10 protein-coding genes and 1 pseudogene are annotated in these 17,678 nt (G+C 56.5%); 5 read left to right on the top strand and 6 right to left on the bottom strand.

The genetic code is table 11. From position 1 onward, the window contains the following. The first annotated feature begins 2 nt into the window (after positions 1-2). The 3 genes and pseudogenes from cheB (at position 3) to nadB (ending at position 5,965) form a co-directional block, all read left to right on the top strand. Complete coding sequence (gene cheB / locus CAP31_RS11115) at positions 3-1,055, top strand: chemotaxis-specific protein-glutamate methyltransferase CheB (protein WP_087447595.1); 1,053 nt, start codon at positions 3-5, stop codon at positions 1,053-1,055. Beyond that, positions 1,052-4,337: pseudogene (locus tag CAP31_RS11110) on the top strand (EAL domain-containing protein). The gene cheB and the pseudogene CAP31_RS11110 overlap by 4 nt, the downstream one beginning before the upstream one ends. Positions 4,338-4,393: 56 nt before the next feature. After that, positions 4,394-5,965 (top strand): L-aspartate oxidase, encoded by a 1,572-nt coding sequence (gene nadB / locus CAP31_RS11100; RefSeq protein WP_087447592.1) that lies wholly within the window; start codon positions 4,394-4,396, stop codon positions 5,963-5,965. Between the two features lie 7 nt (positions 5,966-5,972). On the opposite strand, the gene CAP31_RS11095 is transcribed toward nadB, so the two are convergent. Beyond that, the gene (locus CAP31_RS11095) at positions 5,973-6,581 is read right to left on the bottom strand and encodes a 7-cyano-7-deazaguanine synthase (protein ID WP_223247257.1); all 609 of its coding nucleotides are present in this window, start codon (positions 6,579-6,581) and stop codon (positions 5,973-5,975) included. A gap of 159 nt (positions 6,582-6,740) precedes the next feature. On the opposite strand from CAP31_RS11095, the gene CAP31_RS11090 reads away from it, so the two are divergent. Beyond that, positions 6,741-9,857 (top strand): NAD(P)/FAD-dependent oxidoreductase, encoded by a 3,117-nt coding sequence (locus CAP31_RS11090; RefSeq protein ID WP_087447591.1) that lies wholly within the window; start codon positions 6,741-6,743, stop codon positions 9,855-9,857. A gap of 22 nt (positions 9,858-9,879) precedes the next feature. On the opposite strand, the gene CAP31_RS11085 is transcribed toward CAP31_RS11090, so the two are convergent. The 5 genes from CAP31_RS11085 to CAP31_RS11060 form a co-directional block, all read right to left on the bottom strand. After that, positions 9,880-11,595, bottom strand: a complete 1,716-nt coding sequence (locus CAP31_RS11085; RefSeq protein ID WP_087447590.1) for a GGDEF domain-containing protein — start codon at positions 11,593-11,595, stop codon at positions 9,880-9,882. A gap of 422 nt (positions 11,596-12,017) precedes the next feature. Then, a complete protein-coding gene (locus CAP31_RS11075) occupies positions 12,018-12,758 on the bottom strand; it encodes a BPSS1780 family membrane protein (RefSeq protein WP_087447588.1) in 741 nt (246 codons plus the stop codon). Further along, the gene (locus CAP31_RS11070; protein WP_087447587.1) at positions 12,755-13,723 is read right to left on the bottom strand and encodes a homoserine kinase; all 969 of its coding nucleotides are present in this window, start codon (positions 13,721-13,723) and stop codon (positions 12,755-12,757) included. The genes CAP31_RS11075 and CAP31_RS11070 overlap by 4 nt, the downstream gene beginning before the upstream one ends. 54 nt (positions 13,724-13,777) lie before the next feature. After that, complete coding sequence (locus tag CAP31_RS11065; protein WP_087448362.1) at positions 13,778-14,107, bottom strand: DUF2782 domain-containing protein; 330 nt, start codon at positions 14,105-14,107, stop codon at positions 13,778-13,780. 66 nt (positions 14,108-14,173) lie between these two features. After that, entirely contained in the window at positions 14,174-14,902 is a 729-nt protein-coding gene (locus CAP31_RS11060) for a TIGR00730 family Rossman fold protein (RefSeq protein ID WP_087447586.1), read from the bottom strand. A 14-nt stretch (positions 14,903-14,916) separates the two neighbouring features. Between CAP31_RS11060 and polA the strand changes: the two genes are divergently transcribed. Next, a complete protein-coding gene (gene polA, locus CAP31_RS11055; protein WP_087447585.1) occupies positions 14,917-17,634 on the top strand; it encodes a DNA polymerase I in 2,718 nt (905 codons plus the stop codon). The last annotated feature ends 44 nt before the right edge of the window (positions 17,635-17,678 follow it).

Genomic DNA, 17,678 nt, shown 5'->3' with positions numbered 1-17,678 from the left:
GCATGATTAATGTCCTGATAGCCGAAGACTCTCCCGCAGTGCGCGAGTTTCTGGTTCACATACTCGGTTCGGATCCGGACATCCTGATTGTAGGCACGGCGAATGACGGCGAACAAGCTATCGAAGCGGTAGAACGTTATCGGCCCGATGTGATCACAATGGATATCCACATGCCGAAAATGGACGGACTGGAAGCGACGCGCCGCATCATGGAAACGCACCCGACGCCGATCGTGATCGTGAGCGGAAGCACAGATCCGCACGAGACGGCAACCATGTTCCGGGCCATCGAAGCAGGGGCATTGGCTGTACTGAAACGGCCTAACGGCATCGGCCATCCGGAACATGAAACCACGGTGCGGGAGCTGGTGCAGACGGTGAAGCTGATGGCAGAAGTCAGGACGGTGCGGCGCTGGCCGAAAACGCGCGTTGAGCCGATGCTGACTCCACCCGCGAAAACGGTGGCGGAGGGCGCGGCGAAGATCAAAGTGATCGCCATCGGCGCTTCGACCGGCGGTCCGCCTGTGCTGCAAACGATATTGGCGATGCTGCCCCGGGATTTCCCCGTGCCGGTATTGGTCGTGCAGCATATGGCGATCGGATTCATTACGGCATTCGCGGAGTGGCTGGCGAAGACATCCACCCTGCCGGTGCATGTCGCCATGCATGGCGAGCACCTTGTTCCCGGCCATGTCTATGTCGCACCGGATGAGTTTCAGATGAAAGTGGGGTTCGGCGGAAAGATCGTTCTTGCCAAGGATGAGCCGGAGAATGGATTGCGCCCCTCGGTCGCCTATCTGTTTCGCTCGCTTGTTGCCGTGTACGGAGGCGATGCAGTGGCCGGGCTGCTTACCGGCATGGGGCGAGATGGCGCCGAAGAGCTGCGGCTGCTGAAAGAAAAAGGGGCGATTACGTTTGCCCAGGATAAAGTCAGTTCCGTGGTGCACGGTATGCCGGGCGAGGCGATCAGGCTCAATGCGGCGACGTTAGTGCTGGCGCCGGACAAGATTGCCGCAGTGCTGACAGAATTGGCAAAGAAAGAGAGGCAACAATGAAATCTAAAAATGACAGCGATGTCCTTAGTATTCTTATTGCCGAGGATAGCCGCACTCAGGCTGATCAGCTCAGTTTTTTGCTGGAGCGGAACGGTTACCAGGTGACACTCGCGGCTGACGGCAAGCAGGCGCTGCAGGCGGCGCAGACGCAAAAACCCGCTCTGATCATCAGCGACGTCATGATGCCGGAGATGAACGGCTATGAGCTGTGCAAGGCAATCAAATCCGCCGAAAACCTGAAGGATATTCCGGTTATCCTGGTTACGACACTTTCCGATGCGCAGGACGTGATTCGCGGGCTGGAATGCGGTGCGGATAATTTCATCCGCAAACCGTATGAGGAAGATTACCTGTTGTCGCGTATTCGTTATCTGCTGATGAATCGGGAATTGCGCAAGAATCAGAAGATGCAACTGGGTGTGGAGATCGATCTTGGCGGCTACAAGCATTTCATTACCGCCGAACGCCAGCAAATACTGGATCTGCTGATCTCGACCTATGAGCAGGCGGTTCATATCAATAATGAGCTCAAATCACGCGAAATGGAACTGGAAAATTCCAACCAGGCGTTGAATGGGTTGTATCGGATCGCAGAAGGCCTTAATCAGGCGACCGACGTAAAGGCAATGGCGGAAGTGGCGCTGGAACGGGCTCTGGAATTGCCCGGGATTCAGGCCGGGTGGATCTTTTTGTGGGAAGAAGATACCGGCTTCCAGGTGGTCGCGACACGCAATTTGCCACCAGCCTTGCAGTGTGAAGGCGCCATGAATGGCGAATGTGACTGCCAGCGTCGCTTTCTCGCGGGCGAACTGGATCACGTCACCAATATCATGGAATGCAAGCGGTTGAAAGCAGCTGCAGGCGACACATTCGGCATGCGCTACCATGCCAGTGTGCCGTTGTGGGCTGGTGATCGCAATATGGGCATCATGAATCTGGTTGGTGCGGAGCGGGGGCTGTTTGGCGAAGCCGAGTTGAAGATGCTGTACGGCGTCGGCAATCATGTGGCGTTGGCGCTGGAACGCGCCAGGCTGTACGAATACCTTGAGCAGTTGGTCGAGGAGCGGACAGCGGCGCTGCGCGCGAGCGAAGCACGCTTGCGCACCATCATCGAGGCGGAACCCGAGTGCGTGAATATCGAGGACGCGGAGGGCCGGTTCGTGCAGATGAATGCTGCCGGGCTTGCCATGTTCGAGGCGGACGGCTTTGAACAGATACAGGGCGTCAAGGCCGCTGAATTCGTGCTTCCTTCACAGAGTGAAGCCTATCTTGCCTTTGAAGCCAGTGTACTCGCCGGCAACAGTATGGCGCTCGAATTTGAGATCGCCGGTTTGAAAGGCTCACGCCGCTGGCTGGACACGCGTGCTGTACTGCTTCCCGAGACAGAGAATGGCCGTCCGCAAATACTGGCGATTACGCGTGACATTACGCTGCGCAAGGCAGACGAAGCCAAGATCAAGCGGCTTAACCGGATTTATAGCGTGCTCAGCGGTATCAACACGACGATCGTGCGGGTCAATGATGAGGATGAGCTGTTCAGGGAAGCGTGCCGCATTGCGGTAGAGCATGGCAAGTTCCATTTTGCGTGGGTCGGCAAGCTGGATGCAGGCAGCCAGCAGGTGACACCCGTCGCCCGGGCAGGCCGTGACGATGGCTATCTGGAGCAGATCAATTTGACCGTGCGTGACGATGCTGCGGGGAGTTGTGCATTGATTGCGCAGGCGCTGACCGAAATGAAACCGGTGATCTGTAACGATATTGCCAGCGACGCACGCATGGCAGTGTGGCAAAACGAAGCCTTGAACCGCGGTTATCGTTCCGTGACCGTATTGCCGCTGGTATTGGAAGGGCTGCCGGTGGGCGTATTCGTGCTTTACGCTCCGGAAGTGGATGTGTTCGATGACGAAGAGATGAAGCTGCTGATCGAGATGGCCGGCGATATTTCGTTTGCGCTCGATCATCTCAATAAAGTGGCAAAACTGAATTATCTCGCTTATTTCGATGCGATTACCGGCCTGCCCAATCGTGCGCTTTTTTATGACCGTCTGGGGCAGCACATGTATGATATCCGCAGCGGGGAAACGATGGCGGTGCTGGCGATCGATCTGGAGCGCTTCAGCAATATCAATGAGACGTTCGGACGGCGTTCCGGCGATGCGTTATTGAAAGAGGTGGCCGAACGCCTGACAGGCACCGGGGTAGGTGTGGATCATCTGGCACGGATCAGTGCTGACTGCTTTGCGATGGTGTTATCCAATATCAGGGAAGAGGCTGACGTGGTGCGCTTCCTCGAGAGCCAGGTCATGGCAGCCATGAGCAAATCGTTCAAGCTGGAAGGCCAGGAGCTGCGCATATCGGTCAGGGCAGGCATCGCCGTTTTTCCTGACAACGGGAAAGATGCCGATACCTTGTTTCGCAACGCCGAGGCCGCCTTGAAAAAGGCCAAGCTCTCCGGCGACCGGTATTTGTTCTATACCCCCGAATTCAATGCCAGGGTCGCCGAGAAACTGACGCTGGAAAATAAGCTGCGACGGGCGCTGGAGCAGGAGCAGCTGGTGTTGCATTACCAGCCCAAAGTCGACCTCAAGAGTAACCAGATTATCGGGCTGGAAGCGCTGATGCGCTGGAATGACCCGAAATGGGCATGATGCCGCCCTCGAAATTCATTCCGCTGCTCGAAGAAACCGGCATGATCATCGAGGCAGGTGCCTGGGCTTTGGCACAAGCGATGAAGGACTACCGGGCATGGCAGGAACAAGGCCTGGGGCCCCATCGCGGATTGCTGTCAATGTGTCGCAGGTTCAGCTGCAAAGAAGCGATTTCGTCAGTACCATAGAACATGTGGTGAACAGTGCAGGCGGGGTGCCCGACGGACTGGAGATCGAGATTACCGAGAGCCTGATCATGCTCGACGTTGAGGCCAACATCCGCAAGCTTCATGCTATCCGGGAGATGGGGGTCGAGGTCGCGATCGACGATTTCGGTACCGGCTACTCGTCGCTCAGCTATATCGCCAAACTGCCGATCAATTTATTGAAAATCGACATCGCATTCATCGTCAACATGACCAACAATTCCAATGATCTGAGTATCGTCTCGGCGATCATTTCGCTGGCGCATTCCCTGAATTTGCGGGTGGTCGCGGAAGGGGTGGAGACGCATGAGCAGGCGAATCTGCTGAGGCTGCTTAAATGCGACGAGATTCAGGGTTTCCTGTTCAGTCCGGCGGTTCCTGCCGAACAGATTAAGGAATTCTGGCGCAACAAAAAAATGCTGGAGTGATACCCGGGTGGGTGACGCTCTGGTATGCTTGAACCCCCTTTGGATTTGGGCAGGATATGGAACATACCGACGTACTCATCATTGGCTCCGGCCTGGCTGCATTGACTACTGCCCTGCATTTGGCAGAAACGATGCAGATTACTATTCTGACCAAGAAAACTTTGCAGGATTCAGCTAGCGCTTGGGCGCAGGGCGGGATTGCGGCGGTGTTGGCTGATGATGATACGGTAGAAGCGCATATTCAGGACACTTTGATCGCCGGTGCCGGATTGTGCGATGAGGCTGCAGTGCGCTTCGTGGTGGAGCACGGGCGCGCAGCCGTGCAATGGCTGGTCGAGGTGGGTGTGCCGTTCACCGAGGATATCGCCAGCGACACCGGCTTTCACCTGACACGTGAAGGCGGGCATAGCGCGCGGCGTATCATCCATGCCGCCGATGCCACCGGGCGTGCGGTACAGCGTACCTTGTGCCAGCAGATTCGGCTTCACCCCAACATTACGCTGCTCGAACACCATATCGCCATCGACCTGATTACCGGCGCCAAGCTCGGGCGCGACGACCGGCGCTGTTATGGCAGTTATGTGCTGGATAGCCGGAATGGGCGGGTCAAGACCTTTATGGCCAGGCATACCGTATTGGCAACCGGCGGCGCGGGCAAGGTTTATCTGTATACGACCAATCCCGATGTGGCGACCGGCGACGGCGTGGCGATGGCGTGGCGGGCAGGCTGCAGTGTCGCCAATATGGAATTCATGCAGTTTCACCCGACTTGTCTGTACCATCCGCGCGCCAAGTCGTTTCTGATTTCCGAGGCTGTGCGCGGCGAGGGCGGTTTGTTGAAATTGCCCGATGGCACGCGTTTCATGCCTGCGCACGACTCGCGTGCAGAGCTCGCGCCGCGTGACGTGGTGGCGCGCGCCATCGACTGGGAAATGAAGAAGCGCGGTCTGGATTGCGTGTATCTGGATATCTCGCACCAGCCGGCGGATTTTATCACCAGCCACTTCCCCAATATCTATCAGCGCTGCCTGGAACTGGGTATAGACATCACCCGCGAGCCTATCCCTGTGGTACCTGCCGCCCATTACACTTGTGGCGGCGTAATGACGGATCTGGCGGCGCGTACGGATATCAACAACCTGTATGCCGTAGGTGAGGTTGCGCACACCGGCTTGCACGGCGCCAACCGGCTGGCCAGTAATTCCCTGCTGGAATGCCTGGTATTCGGTCGGGTGGTGGCGCAAACCATATTGACGTCAGCGCCTGCGCAGACCAATGTGCTGCCGGAATGGGACGAAAGCCGGGTAACCGATGCCGACGAGGAAATCGTGCTGTCGCACAACTGGGACGAGTTGCGCCGTTTCATGTGGGATTATGTGGGTATCGTGCGTACCAACAAGCGGCTGGAACGCGCCGCGCACAGGATCGCGTTGTTGGCCGGGGAAATCAATGAATATTATGAAAATTTCCGTGTCAGCAATGACCTGATCGAGTTGCGCAATCTCGTGGTTACCGCCGATCTGATCGTGCGCTGTGCGCAATTGCGACATGAGAGCCGCGGGCTGCATACCAGCCGCGATTACCCGCAAACCGCGGCGGTTGCGGTGGATACGGTAATTCGGCCCTGAACGCGGTTCAAGCGCGGTAGAAGTCGGCGGGCTCCTGCTCGCCGGCCTGCCTGAAGGCTTCACGGCGATGCAGGCATTGCGGACACTGGCCGCAGTGCAGCGGATAGCCGAGCAGGCAGCTGTAGGTTTGCGTGTAGTCCATGCCCAGCGCCATGCCTTGCCGGATAATTTGCGCCTTGCTCAAGGCGGCCAGCGGTGTGGCGATTTCAACGCTGCCCAGCACGTTGGCCATATCCTGGAATTTTGCGATGAATGCGGTGGATGCGCTGGGATAAGCCAGCGTATCTTCCAGGTTCAATGCCAGCATGAGCCACCCGGCACTAATCTGGGTCGCATAGCTCAATCCCAGACTTAACGCGATCAGATTGCGGTGCGGCAGAGGCACATGCAGTTTTGTGTTCTGTCCTTCACGGAAATCATGGCCTGTCTGCGCCATATCCAGTTTCTTCAATTGCAGGCCGAGCCGGGCACACTGCTGTTGTGCCGCCCGAAATTCCTCTTGTCCCGCACGCTGCCCGTAATCGATGAACACCGGATGCAGTTCGTCCTGTCCGTGCCGCATATGCAGCAAAGTCGAGCTTTCGATACCGCCGCTCAATAAAATCACATCGGACATGTCATGCTCGTCAGGTAAATGCGCATAGTACACAGGGATCGCATTAAAGTGCTAGCGGAGAGCCGGGAGCAGAAGGTAATATGACGCAAAATTATAAGAATAATATTCTATATGCAAGTATTTGCAGATGCGGATTTTATCCGGACAGGGGAGACTTGAATGACGCAACGCCCGCAATATATCTATACCGGCGGTTCGGCAGTGATGCATTCGCCGTTACAGCTGCAGCAAGCCAATATGTACGGTTTTTTTGTAAAGGGCGGACTCACTCAGCTCCAGGCTACCGTGGATACAGCCCTGAATCAGGTGGCTGCCGGGCGTATGCACTTCAAGGTGCTTTCGCCGTATGTGCTGACGACTTTTACGCGGGTCGGTCATGCCAACTCTACCGTGCCGGTGGACAGGGACAAGGGCTGGATTACCGAGGTTGATATCGTGACCTGGATCATGGTCGGCAAGATGGATGAAGCTGGCAAGCTGTCCCATGTGTACTGGTACCCGTGCCATATTTTTGTGGATGACGGCATGGCGCTGATCAACGGGCGCGAGCTGTTCGGCTATCCGAAATACCTGTGCGAATACGAAATTCCGCAGGCCGATGCCGAGCCGTTGCGCTGCGCCGTTTCCGCCAAGGGATTCCAGCCGTTTTCACCCGATACGCAGATAGCCATGCATCCGCTGCTGGAGGTGAATGCGGTGAAGAAGATCAATCCGCATCGTCCGGTAAACGACTTTCTGGATTTTCTGCTGCAAGCATTCGAACTGCTCAAATCCATGCCGGATTTCCTCAACATGGATGTCGCCGGGTGGACGGATGTCATTTCCCTGCTGTTCAAGCCGCGTACCGACCAGATCTTTCTCAAGCAGTTTCCCGATTCAGCCGGGGAGAAAGCGGTGTATCAGGCCATCGTCGCCGCACCCGCGAACGTTGACAAGCTGCATAGCGGCGCGTTCCTGGGCTATGAATACACGGCGACACTGCACCCGTTTGCGAGCTTTCCGCTGGACCAGACGCTGGGATTGCCGCTGGGCGACACCACGGCGATCCTGCCCTTCAATTTGCAATTCGATTTTACGGTTACCCCCGGCGAGGAGCTGGTGGATAACTCGCAAATCGAGCCGGAAAAAATCGCCATACTCGGCGGCGGTGTCGGTTCGATGACGGCGGCGTATTACCTGACCAATCAGCCCGGCTGGCAGAATAAATATGACATCACTGTTTATCAGATGGGCTGGCGCATCGGCGGCAAAGGCGCGAGCGGCCGCAATGCACAGTATGGCCAGCGTATCGAAGAGCACGGTTTGCATATCTGGTTCGGCTTCTACGAAAACGCTTTCGCGATGATCAGGGAAGCGTATGCGGCGATGGGCAGACCTGCGGGTGCACCGCTTGCAACCTGGCAGGATGCGTTCAAATCGCATGATTTTGTGGTGTTGTCCGAGCATATCGGCGATGAGTGGAAAATGTGGCCGCTGGATTTTCCACAACTGCCCGGCGTGCCTGGCAACGGCAGTGAAGCCATCACCATCTGGCAGGCTGCCGTCGCATTGCTGGGCTGGATCAAGAAGTGGCTGGATGAGATTCGGGAGGGGCATCTGCCCGATCAGTCGGCTGCACGGCTATCTGCCCCCGGTCAACATCCGGCGTGGTTACACAGTCTGGCCGCTTTCTGGGAGCTGGACGTCGGCCATTTGTGTGCGGACGTCGCTGATTTCGTGTTGAGACTGAATGAGTTTATCAGCGGATTGCCGGAATTGCTGTCCGAGCATACGCCGCTGCAACGCGATGCATTGGCTTCGTCGATAAAATGCATCAAGCAGTGGAATGACGAGACAGTTTTGCCTCTGCTCGATGGTAACGATGAATTGCGACGTCTGTTCATTTGTGTCGATCTGGGTGTGACCATCCTGCTCGGCATGCTGGAAGACGGCGTATTCGATCACGGCTTTGACGTGATCAACGATGCGGATTTCCGTGACTGGCTGACCAGGCATGGCGCCAATGTGCCGCTGGTGGTCGATTCAGCCCCGGTACGCGGGTTCTACGATCTGGTATTCGCTTATGACGGCGGCGATTTCAGCAAGCCGAATGCCGAGGCGGGCACGCTGCTGCGCGCGATGATGCGCATCAGCCTCTGCTACAAAGGCAGCATCATGTACAAGATGCAGGCGGGCATGGGTGATACGATTTTCACGCCGTTTTATCAGGTGCTCAAGGCGCGCGGCGTTAAATTCCAGTTCTTCCATAAGGTCGAAGAGCTGCTGCCGGACGGCGATACAGTCGGCGAAATCCGCCTGACCAGACAGGTTGCCGTCAGCGCCGGTAGCAATCAGTATGCTCCGCTGGTTTACGTGAAAGGGTTGGCGTGCTGGCCGAGCGCGCCGAATTTCGATCAGATATTGCCGCAGCAGGCTGCGCTGCTGCAAGCGCAAAATATCAATCTCGAATCCAACTGGAGCAACTGGCCTGCGTTGTACGAACAGGCGTTTGGTGAACCGTTGCCGCAAGTGAGTTTGAAGAAGGGCCGGGATTTCGATCGTGTGGTTTTCGGTATTTCCATCGGTGCCGTGGCGCAACTGTGCCCGCAGCTATTGACACAGAGTCCGGCTCTGAAAGCAACTGCCGAAAAAGTGCAGACCGTAGTGACTCAGGCTTATCAGGTGTGGCTGAATCAGGATCTCGCGCAAATGGGATGGACCGATCAGCCCGAAGGGCAGGAGCCGGTGCTGAGCGGCTTTACCGAACCCTACGACACCTGGGCGCCGATGGATCAATTGCTGTGCCGGGAAGACTGGCCGGCACCGTTAGATCCTAAAAACGTATCGTATTTTTGCAGTGCCATGCCGGTTGATGCTTTTCCGCCGGTAACGGATTACGGGTTTCCGGCACGTTGTGCGGCAAGCGCAAAACAGGGAGCCATCGATCAGCTCGATCAGCGCATTACTGCTCTGTGGCCTAACGCCGGAGCACCCGGCGCGTTCAAATGGGGGTGGCTCGTCGATCAGACACAGGCTACGGGAGCGGTGCGTTTCGACAGTCAGTACTGGCGGGCCAATATCGATCCTTCGGAGCGTTATGTGCTGTCGGTGGTAAACAGCACGCAATATCGTCTTGCCACTGACGGTTCGGGTTTTTCCAATCTGTATCTGACCGGAGACTGGATCAAAACTGGGTTGAATGCGGGTTGCGTCGAGGCAGCGGTGATGGCCGGGATGCAGACATCCCGGGCGATGACCGGGTATCCGAAGGTCATCAAGGGGGAAACCGATTTTTAATGCGGGCGTATAGGTTTGCGGATCAGGATGAGCCTTGTGCGGCGCCGAACACGGATACCTCGGCTTCGCAGAGGTCGGTGACCCGAGCTCTGCGCCGTGAGATCTTGTTTTCATACATGCGCCGATCGGCCAGGATGAGCATGTCATCCGGGGAGATGCTCTCGCTGGCATAGGCGATGCCGAAGCTGACGCCGGTACCGCTGAAGCCTTGTTCCGTAATGGTTTGTTCGATTCTTGCGAGGGCTTCGCAGAGATGGGTTTCGTGGTGTTTGTCCGCCAGAATGGTAAATTCGTCACCGCCCAGCCGATATACTGAAATGCCTTCCGTTTCCAGCTCGTTCAATTCACGGGCAAATGCGCACAACAGGGCATCGCCGCTGGCATGACCGAAACGGTCGTTGATGATTTTCAGGCCATCCAGATCGATCAGAAACAGTATTTTCTGCTGCGGGTCATCGGCACATTCCGGGCACGAAAAATTCTGCTTGAAGAGCAGGTCAAAGGCATGACGGTTGGCGATGCCGGTCAAATGATCGGTGCTTGCCAATGCCAGCATTTTGCTTAGTCGCAGCAGGGCCTGATCCTTTTCGTTGGCGAGCAGCCTGATTTTGTCAGCCAGGGCAAAAGCCAGCAGAATCGCATCCAGCGTGCCGCCCAGCAAAGTCAGTAATTCGGCGTTTTCGACCAGGTCGGGTATCAGTCCCAGATTGGCGGGCAGGATCATGGCGCCGGGAATCAGCAGCGCGATGAAGGCCAGGACGAAGTAGCGCGCAGGCCGGAAGCCATGATGCAGGCTGATGATGCCGCTGGCAAGTGCCGTCATCAGCCACATGCTGATGACAATGGTCGCTAGCATGTGCGCATAGGAGAGCGCGAAAAAGCAGCTGGGCAGCAGTAGCAGCGGAAGCACGATATTGATCCGGCTGAAGGCCGCCAGCCGCGGGAAATTCGACTTCAGTCTGAGGAACTCCATGTAGAACAGGGTATTGAGAACCGGCAACAGGAAGAACGCGATGTAGTGCACATGCAGGTTATGCCAGCCGAACAATTCCGCTGGAAGCTGGAAAGTGAATGCCCAGCCGGTGAAATAGGCAAGCAGATACAGGGCGTAGTAAAACAGGGCGCGATCACGGGTGATGCGGAAGATGAACAGGTTGTACAGTGCCAGCGTCACCAGTGCCCCGAATGCGGCGAGGGTTTGCACGTTTTCCGACAGCACGCGTTCGCGGTAATCGTGCTCGGTACCAATTTCGATACCCGGTTCCGAGGCGTAGTACGGGCTTTGCAGTCTGACCAGTATCTTGCTGGTGCCTGCCGCCAGATGGATGTCCTTGCCGTAATGCAGCATGTATTCGTGCTCGGCCCGGTAGCCGGTTACAAACCGCTGCACCGTGCCGTCTGCGGCATAGACGCGCGCTTCGACTTTATCGATCAGCGTATCGTCGGGATTCAGCACCCATTCGTTATTGCCGGTGTCATTCTGCACTTCGGCATAGAACCAGTAGCTGCCGCCAAACAGATTGATGTGGCTCGCAGGCTGATGTCGCGATAACCAGTCCGGAAGGTCTGCGGCGGATGTCGGGAAATTATTATCGGTGGCCTGGTACAGATGACCGCTCTTGATTAAATCGACAACTTCGCCCTGCTTGAGCGATACCGCGCCGAGCGCAATCAGCGGCAAGCATAGCAGCAGCGCCATCACAAAGCGCAAACGATGTGGTTTCAGATAGTCCTGCATAGATTAAAGTATCCGATTTCAGCATGGATGATTACCCTGAAATCGTTAATTGATCTCCTGATGATGAATGGTGTATTTATTATTATCATTATCGTGTTCTTGCCGCTTTACCCGGGCGCTGGGCTGGCAATAATCAGCCATGCTGCATTCTTGTTTTTATTCACTGCATTGTTGTTGTGCAACAGGATTTTCATTACGTTGGAACGCATGATTTCATGCTGTGATGAAAATCCTGCCGACTGGCAAAACATAATACTGCGTTTATATGAATCTTGAAACAGGATTGAAGAGATATCCTGTTTTTAAAACAGCAAGATAGAACTGATATGACAACGGGCGGTATCCGTTTGAGCAATGCTGGATATTTATGCCGATCGCATTGTATTATCCGTGACGGTTACCGCCCGTGGAGTCGGGCAGGATCAGTCCGTCTGACTAATCCGGCTGATTTCGTCATCACCGAACACATCTTCAAACGCAGTGTAATAACTGATAAATGCCAGCGGAATCATTACCAGGAAGCCCAGCATGAGCGGAAGTGTGGCGAGAATGAACAGCAGGAAAATGGTCAGGCCATAAACCAGAAAGGCAGTGACGTTGTTGAGGCTGGCTGCAAGACTGGTTTTCATCGCGTCAATCGGACGCATGTTGCCGAAAACGATCAGCGCAGGCGCGAACCAGTACGCCATCAGCAGCGGAACCAGCAGCACCAGACCGGTCAGTACCGGTACCATGCTCATGCCCGCCATGCCGGTGGTGGCAACAGTGCCTGCATCGGGGTGACCTGCGGTCATGGCACGTATCATCGGTTCGCCGCCGATCATGCCGACAATGGCTGCGATGATGAGCATGCCGGTCAAGTAAATGCCGCCGACCGTAACCAGCTGCGCGCCGTGGCTTTTGAAGCCCGCGAACAGATGGGCGATTTCAAGTTCTTCGCCCTGCTGTTGGGCGCGGCAGCCCAGCATCAATCCGGCGGTCAGTGCAGGGGCGATGAGCTGGAACAGCAGGCTGCCCAGAAACGGGATCATGCCGAGCAATGCGCCGAGCAGAATGACCGAAACGCTTAATGCTATCCAGATCAGCGGACTTTGTTTGAAGATGCTAAAAGCTTGTTTGATCCATAACCAGCCGTGGCTGGCAGGCACGATACGCATTTTCATGATTGGGCTCCCTGATTGATCCACATGCGTTGTAACGCGGATTGTGCCTGAATTCGGCAACGTAGAATCTGTTCGAAATGAGCGGGGTCTTTGGCGTGGGTCATTTCACCTTCGCGCGGGAAATGCAGGTCGTACAGGCGCGATACCCAGAAACGCAGTGCAGCGGCGCGCAGGGTGATAGGCCAGGCACCGCGTTCGATCGGGGAAAGCGGGCGTACGGCATGGTAGGCTTGCAGCAGCGCAGAGGTGCAGGCCGGATCGAGTTCGCCGCCGTCCACGGTGCACCAGTCGTTTACAGTGATCGCAATATCGTATAGCCATGCGTCATCGCAGGCGAAATAGAAATCGATGACGCCGGACAGGGCGTCGCCGTTAAACAGTACGTTGTCGCGGAACAGGTCAGCGTGGATGACGCCGCGTGGCAGATCCTGCAGGCGATGCAGTGCCTGGAATTTGACCTCGGCCTGCAACAATTCGGCGGCGTCAACTGTCAGAAAAGGCAACAGTTGCGGGCTGGTGGCTTTCCACCATGCGGCTCCGCGCTCGTTATTGCGGTGCAAGGGGAAATCCTGTCCGGCCAGGTGGATCTGCGCCAATGTCGTACCCACTGCGGCACAGTGCGCTGCGGTGGGTTGTGTCAGTGACGCGCCGCTGAGCCGGCTGACGATACTGGCGGGCTTGCCGTTGAGCGCGCCCAGCAATTCGCCCTGATGGTTGGCAACCGGCTGCGGGCAGGGCACGCCCTTGCCGGCAAGGTGATCCATGAGGCGCAGGAAATAAGGCAGTTCGAACGGGGTCAGCTTTTCGAACAGCGTCAGCACATATTGACCCTGATCGGTGGTAAGGAAATAATTGGTATTCTCGATACCCGACGCAATACCGCGTAATGCGGTGAGCTTTCCGATCGGGTAGTGCTGAAGCCATGCGGCTGCTTCGGTTTCGGTGACGCTGGTAAATACGGACATGACGGTTGAATGGTTAGCGAGCGCGATGATAATCACCGCGCTGAATACGGGAAATTACCACGAATGAATGACCCACATCGGCGGGCGCGTGCCTGAGTCGAGGTTGTCCTGACGGCTGAATTGCCCGTCACCGCGCGAGTCGACCAGATAATAGGGTTTGCCTTTGCTTGGCGTGACCTTGATCATGTAGACCCGTCCATGGACGCTGTACTCTTCAATCTTGGCTTCACCGCGATGCTTGATGGTGATTTGCGGTTCGCTGTCATCAGGGGCGACACCCGGAGGCGGCGGGGCTTCAGGCAACGCTTGCAAATCTGCGGGACGGTCGGCGGCGGCGCTGAACAGGGGCAGGCTCAGCACGAGAGCGGCAATAAGTTTACGCATGATGACCTCGATTGGTTTTGTAATCATTTGATTTTAGCAGAGCAGTCGCATTTGCTGATGATAGTCTTACAAATAAAGTTGGATTTCGCGATCGTGCGCTGACGGCTCAAAGCCTTGTTGCTCGTAATGGTCGAAAATCGCGCAAACGACGTCTTCCGGGCCGTCGATGAGCTTGATCAGATGCATGTCTTCGGCGCTGATGGTGCCTTCGCTGACCAAGGTATTTTTGAACCAGTCTATCAGGCCGATCCAGAAGGGCTTGTGGACCAGGATGATGGGGATCTTGCGGGTCTTGCCGGTTTGCACGAGGGTAAGCGCTTCCATCAGTTCGTCCAGAGTGCCGAAACCGCCGGGCATGACCACATAGGCCGAAGCGAATTTGACGAACATGACCTTGCGCACGAAGAAGTGGGCGAAGGTCTGCGAAATGTCCTGGAACGGATTGTTGTGCTGTTCGTGCGGCAACTGGATGTTGAGGCCGACGCTGGGCGAAGTGCCGAAATAGGCGCCTTTGTTGGCGGCTTCCATGATGCCGGGGCCGCCGCCGGAAATCACCGAAAAACCGGCATCCGACAGCTGGCGCGCGATGCGCTCGGTGAGCAGGTAATAGGGATGATCGGGCGGCGTCCGGGCACTGCCGAAAATGCTGACGGCGGGGCGAATTTCGCTCAGGCGTTCGGTGGCAGAGACAAATTCTGACATAATCTCGAACATGCGCCATGATTCGCGGGCATTATAGCTGGCATGCGCGGCCAGTTCGGGATCGGCGAGCGGGGGTAATTTTTCTTTATGCATATTGAGGTAAGTTCGTGGCTAAAAAGTTGCTGTTAGTAGATGGATCTTCCTATTTATATCGTGCGTTCCATGCGCTGCCCGATATGCGTAACCCGGCCGGTGAGCCGACCAACGCGATCTACGGGGTGCTGAATATGCTGCGCCGGTTGCAAAAAGACATTGCCGCTGATTATAACGCCTGCGTGTTTGATGCAAAAGGAAAAACCTTCCGTGACGACTGGTATCCCGAATATAAAGCGAATCGCCCGTCCATGCCGGCGGATCTGGCATGCCAGATCGCGCCCCTGCATGACGCGATACGCGCGATGGGCTGGCCGCTATTGATGGTGGATGGGGTGGAAGCCGACGATGTGATCGGAACATTGGCATGTCAGGCCAGGGAGCAGGGCATAGAGGCGGTGATCTCGACTGGCGACAAGGATATGGCGCAGCTGGTCGACAGTCATATCACGCTGATTAACACCATGTCGAATGAGGCGCTGGATGAAGCGGCGGTGCCGGTCAAGTTCGGTGTGCCGCCGAATCGTATCGTGGATTATCTGTGCCTCGTCGGCGATGCCGTGGATAACGTCCCCGGTGTGGAGAAAGTCGGCCCGAAAACGGCGGTGAAGTGGCTGGCGCAATTCGATACGCTGGAGCAGCTGATCGTCCATGCCGACGAAATTACCGGTGCGGTCGGGGACAATCTGCGCAAGGTGCTGGACTGGCTGCCGATGGCGCGCAAACTCATTACCATCCGTACCGATGTGCCGCTGGATGTCGCGGTGACGGATCTGGTCATGCGTGCGCAGGACAGGACGGCTTTGCTGGAGCTGTTTACGCGTTACCATTTTCGGACATGGCTGCGCGAATTGTCCGCCGCTTCGCCCGAGGTGCCTGCGGACGGTGAAGCGCAGGGCAGTCTGTTCGCGTCATTGCCGCAGCCGACCCGTCAGTACGAGACCTTGCTGACGTTGGCGCAGCTGGATGAGTGGATGGCAAAGGTGGCGGGTGCGGAGGTGGTCAGCGTGGATACCGAGACAACCAGTCTCGACCCCATGCAAGCCCGCCTGGTTGGCGTATCGCTGGCGATCACGCCGCATCATGCCGCCTATCTGCCTCTGGCGCATACCGGCCCTGATGTGCCGCAACAGCTCGATTTCGATACCGCTCTGGCACGCCTGAAACCCTGGCTGGAGGATGCGAGCTGTCTCAAGGTCGGCCAGAATCTGAAATACGACATGCATGTGCTGGCCAATCACGGCATACGTCTGGCCGGCGTGGCGCACGACACCATGCTGCAGGCGTACATCCTGGAATCGCATTTGCCGCGCAATATGGATAGTCTGGCGCAGCGGCATCTGGGTGTGGACACCATCAGCTACGAACAGGTCACAGGGAAAGGCGCGTCGCAAATCGGTTTCGATCAGGTCGAGCTGAGCCGTGCGGCAGAATACGCAGCCGAAGATGCCGACATCACCCTGCAATTGCATCAAACGTTGTACCCGCGCTTGAATGTCAATGCTGGCTTGAATTACGTGTATGGCCAGATCGAAATGCCACTGTTGCCGATCTTGTGGCAAATCGAGCGCAATGGCGTGCTGCTGGACAGCGTTTTGCTGGATGAGCAGAGTCGCGAACTGGGTCTGGCCATGCTCGGTCTGGAGCAGCGCGCGTTCGAACTCGCCGGACAGCCGTTCAATCTCAATTCGCCCAAGCAGATTCAGGCCATACTGTTCGATCAGCTCAAATTGCCCGTGATCAAGAAAACGCCGAGCGGTGTGCCGTCCACTGACGAGGATGTGTTGTCGCAACTGGCGGCAGATTATCCGTTGCCCAAGTTGCTGCTGGAATATCGCAGCTTGACCAAGCTGAAATCCACCTACACCGACAAATTGCCGAAAATGGTGAACAAGGCCACCGGGCGCGTGCATACCAGTTATTCTCAGGCGGTGGCGGTGACCGGGCGTCTGTCCAGTGTCGAGCCGAACCTGCAGAATATTCCGGTGCGCACGGCGGAAGGCCGGCGTATCCGCGAAGCGTTTATCGCAGCGCCGGGATGCGTGATCGTCTCTGCCGATTATTCGCAAATCGAATTGCGCATCATGGCGCATTTGTCGGATGACGTCAGCCTGCTCAAGGCTTTTACCGAGGATGCTGATGTGCATCGCGCTACAGCGGCGGAGATATTCAACGTGCCGCAGGTCGAAGTGAATGCAGACCAGCGCCGGGTGGCCAAAGTGATTAATTTCGGTCTGATTTACGGCATGTCCGCGTTCGGTCTGGCGAGTCAGCTTGGACTGGAGCGGGCGGCCGCGCAAGCCTATATCGACCGCTATTTCGTGCGTTATCCCGGCGTGGCCGAATACATGCGGCGTACCCGCGAGAGTGCGCGCAGTCAGGGCTATGTGGAAACGGTATTCGGGCGACGTCTGTGGCTGCCGGAAATCAGGAGCAGCAACAAGCAGCGTCGTGACGGCGCAGAACGTGCCGCCATTAATGCGCCGATGCAGGGTACCGCAGCTGATCTGATCAAGCTGGCGATGATCGCGGTATCCGGCTGGCTGGCGCGCGAGCATCTGCAAACCCGCATCATCATGCAGGTGCATGACGAACTGGTGCTGGAAGTGCCTGAATCCGAGTTGAATCAGGTGCGGGCGAATTTATCGGATCTGATGTGTCGTGTGGCAGAATTGAAAGTGCCGCTGAAGATAGGTTTCGGTGTCGGCAAAAATTGGGAAGCGGCTCATTAAAACGGGTTGCAGGAATTTGAATTGACAGAGGTGAGAATAATGCG

The sequence above is a fragment of the Sulfuriferula sp. AH1 genome, from assembly GCF_002162035.1.
Lineage (GTDB): Bacteria > Pseudomonadota > Gammaproteobacteria > Burkholderiales > Sulfuriferulaceae > Sulfuriferula.
The sequence above is the reverse complement of the archived record's forward strand: the minus strand, read 5'-3'. Positions and strand labels throughout refer to the sequence as shown.

What these genes read in the sequence shown, in the direction of transcription:
- CAP31_RS11085 (WP_087447590.1), bottom strand. Translation starts at nt 11,595, where the DNA reads ATGCAGGACTATCTGAAACCACATCGTTTGCGCTTTGTGATGGCGCTG.
- CAP31_RS11065 (WP_087448362.1), bottom strand. Translation starts at nt 14,107, where the DNA reads ATGCGTAAACTTATTGCCGCTCTCGTGCTGAGCCTGCCCCTGTTCAGC.
- CAP31_RS11095 (WP_223247257.1), bottom strand. Translation starts at nt 6,581, where the DNA reads ATGTCCGATGTGATTTTATTGAGCGGCGGTATCGAAAGCTCGACTTTG.
- nadB (WP_087447592.1), top strand. Translation starts at nt 4,394, where the DNA reads ATGGAACATACCGACGTACTCATCATTGGCTCCGGCCTGGCTGCATTG.
- CAP31_RS11090 (WP_087447591.1), top strand. Translation starts at nt 6,741, where the DNA reads ATGACGCAACGCCCGCAATATATCTATACCGGCGGTTCGGCAGTGATG.
- CAP31_RS11075 (WP_087447588.1), bottom strand. Translation starts at nt 12,758, where the DNA reads ATGAAAATGCGTATCGTGCCTGCCAGCCACGGCTGGTTATGGATCAAA.
- cheB (WP_087447595.1), top strand. Translation starts at nt 3, where the DNA reads ATGATTAATGTCCTGATAGCCGAAGACTCTCCCGCAGTGCGCGAGTTT.
- CAP31_RS11060 (WP_087447586.1), bottom strand. Translation starts at nt 14,902, where the DNA reads ATGCATAAAGAAAAATTACCCCCGCTCGCCGATCCCGAACTGGCCGCG.
- CAP31_RS11070 (WP_087447587.1), bottom strand. Translation starts at nt 13,723, where the DNA reads ATGTCCGTATTTACCAGCGTCACCGAAACCGAAGCAGCCGCATGGCTT.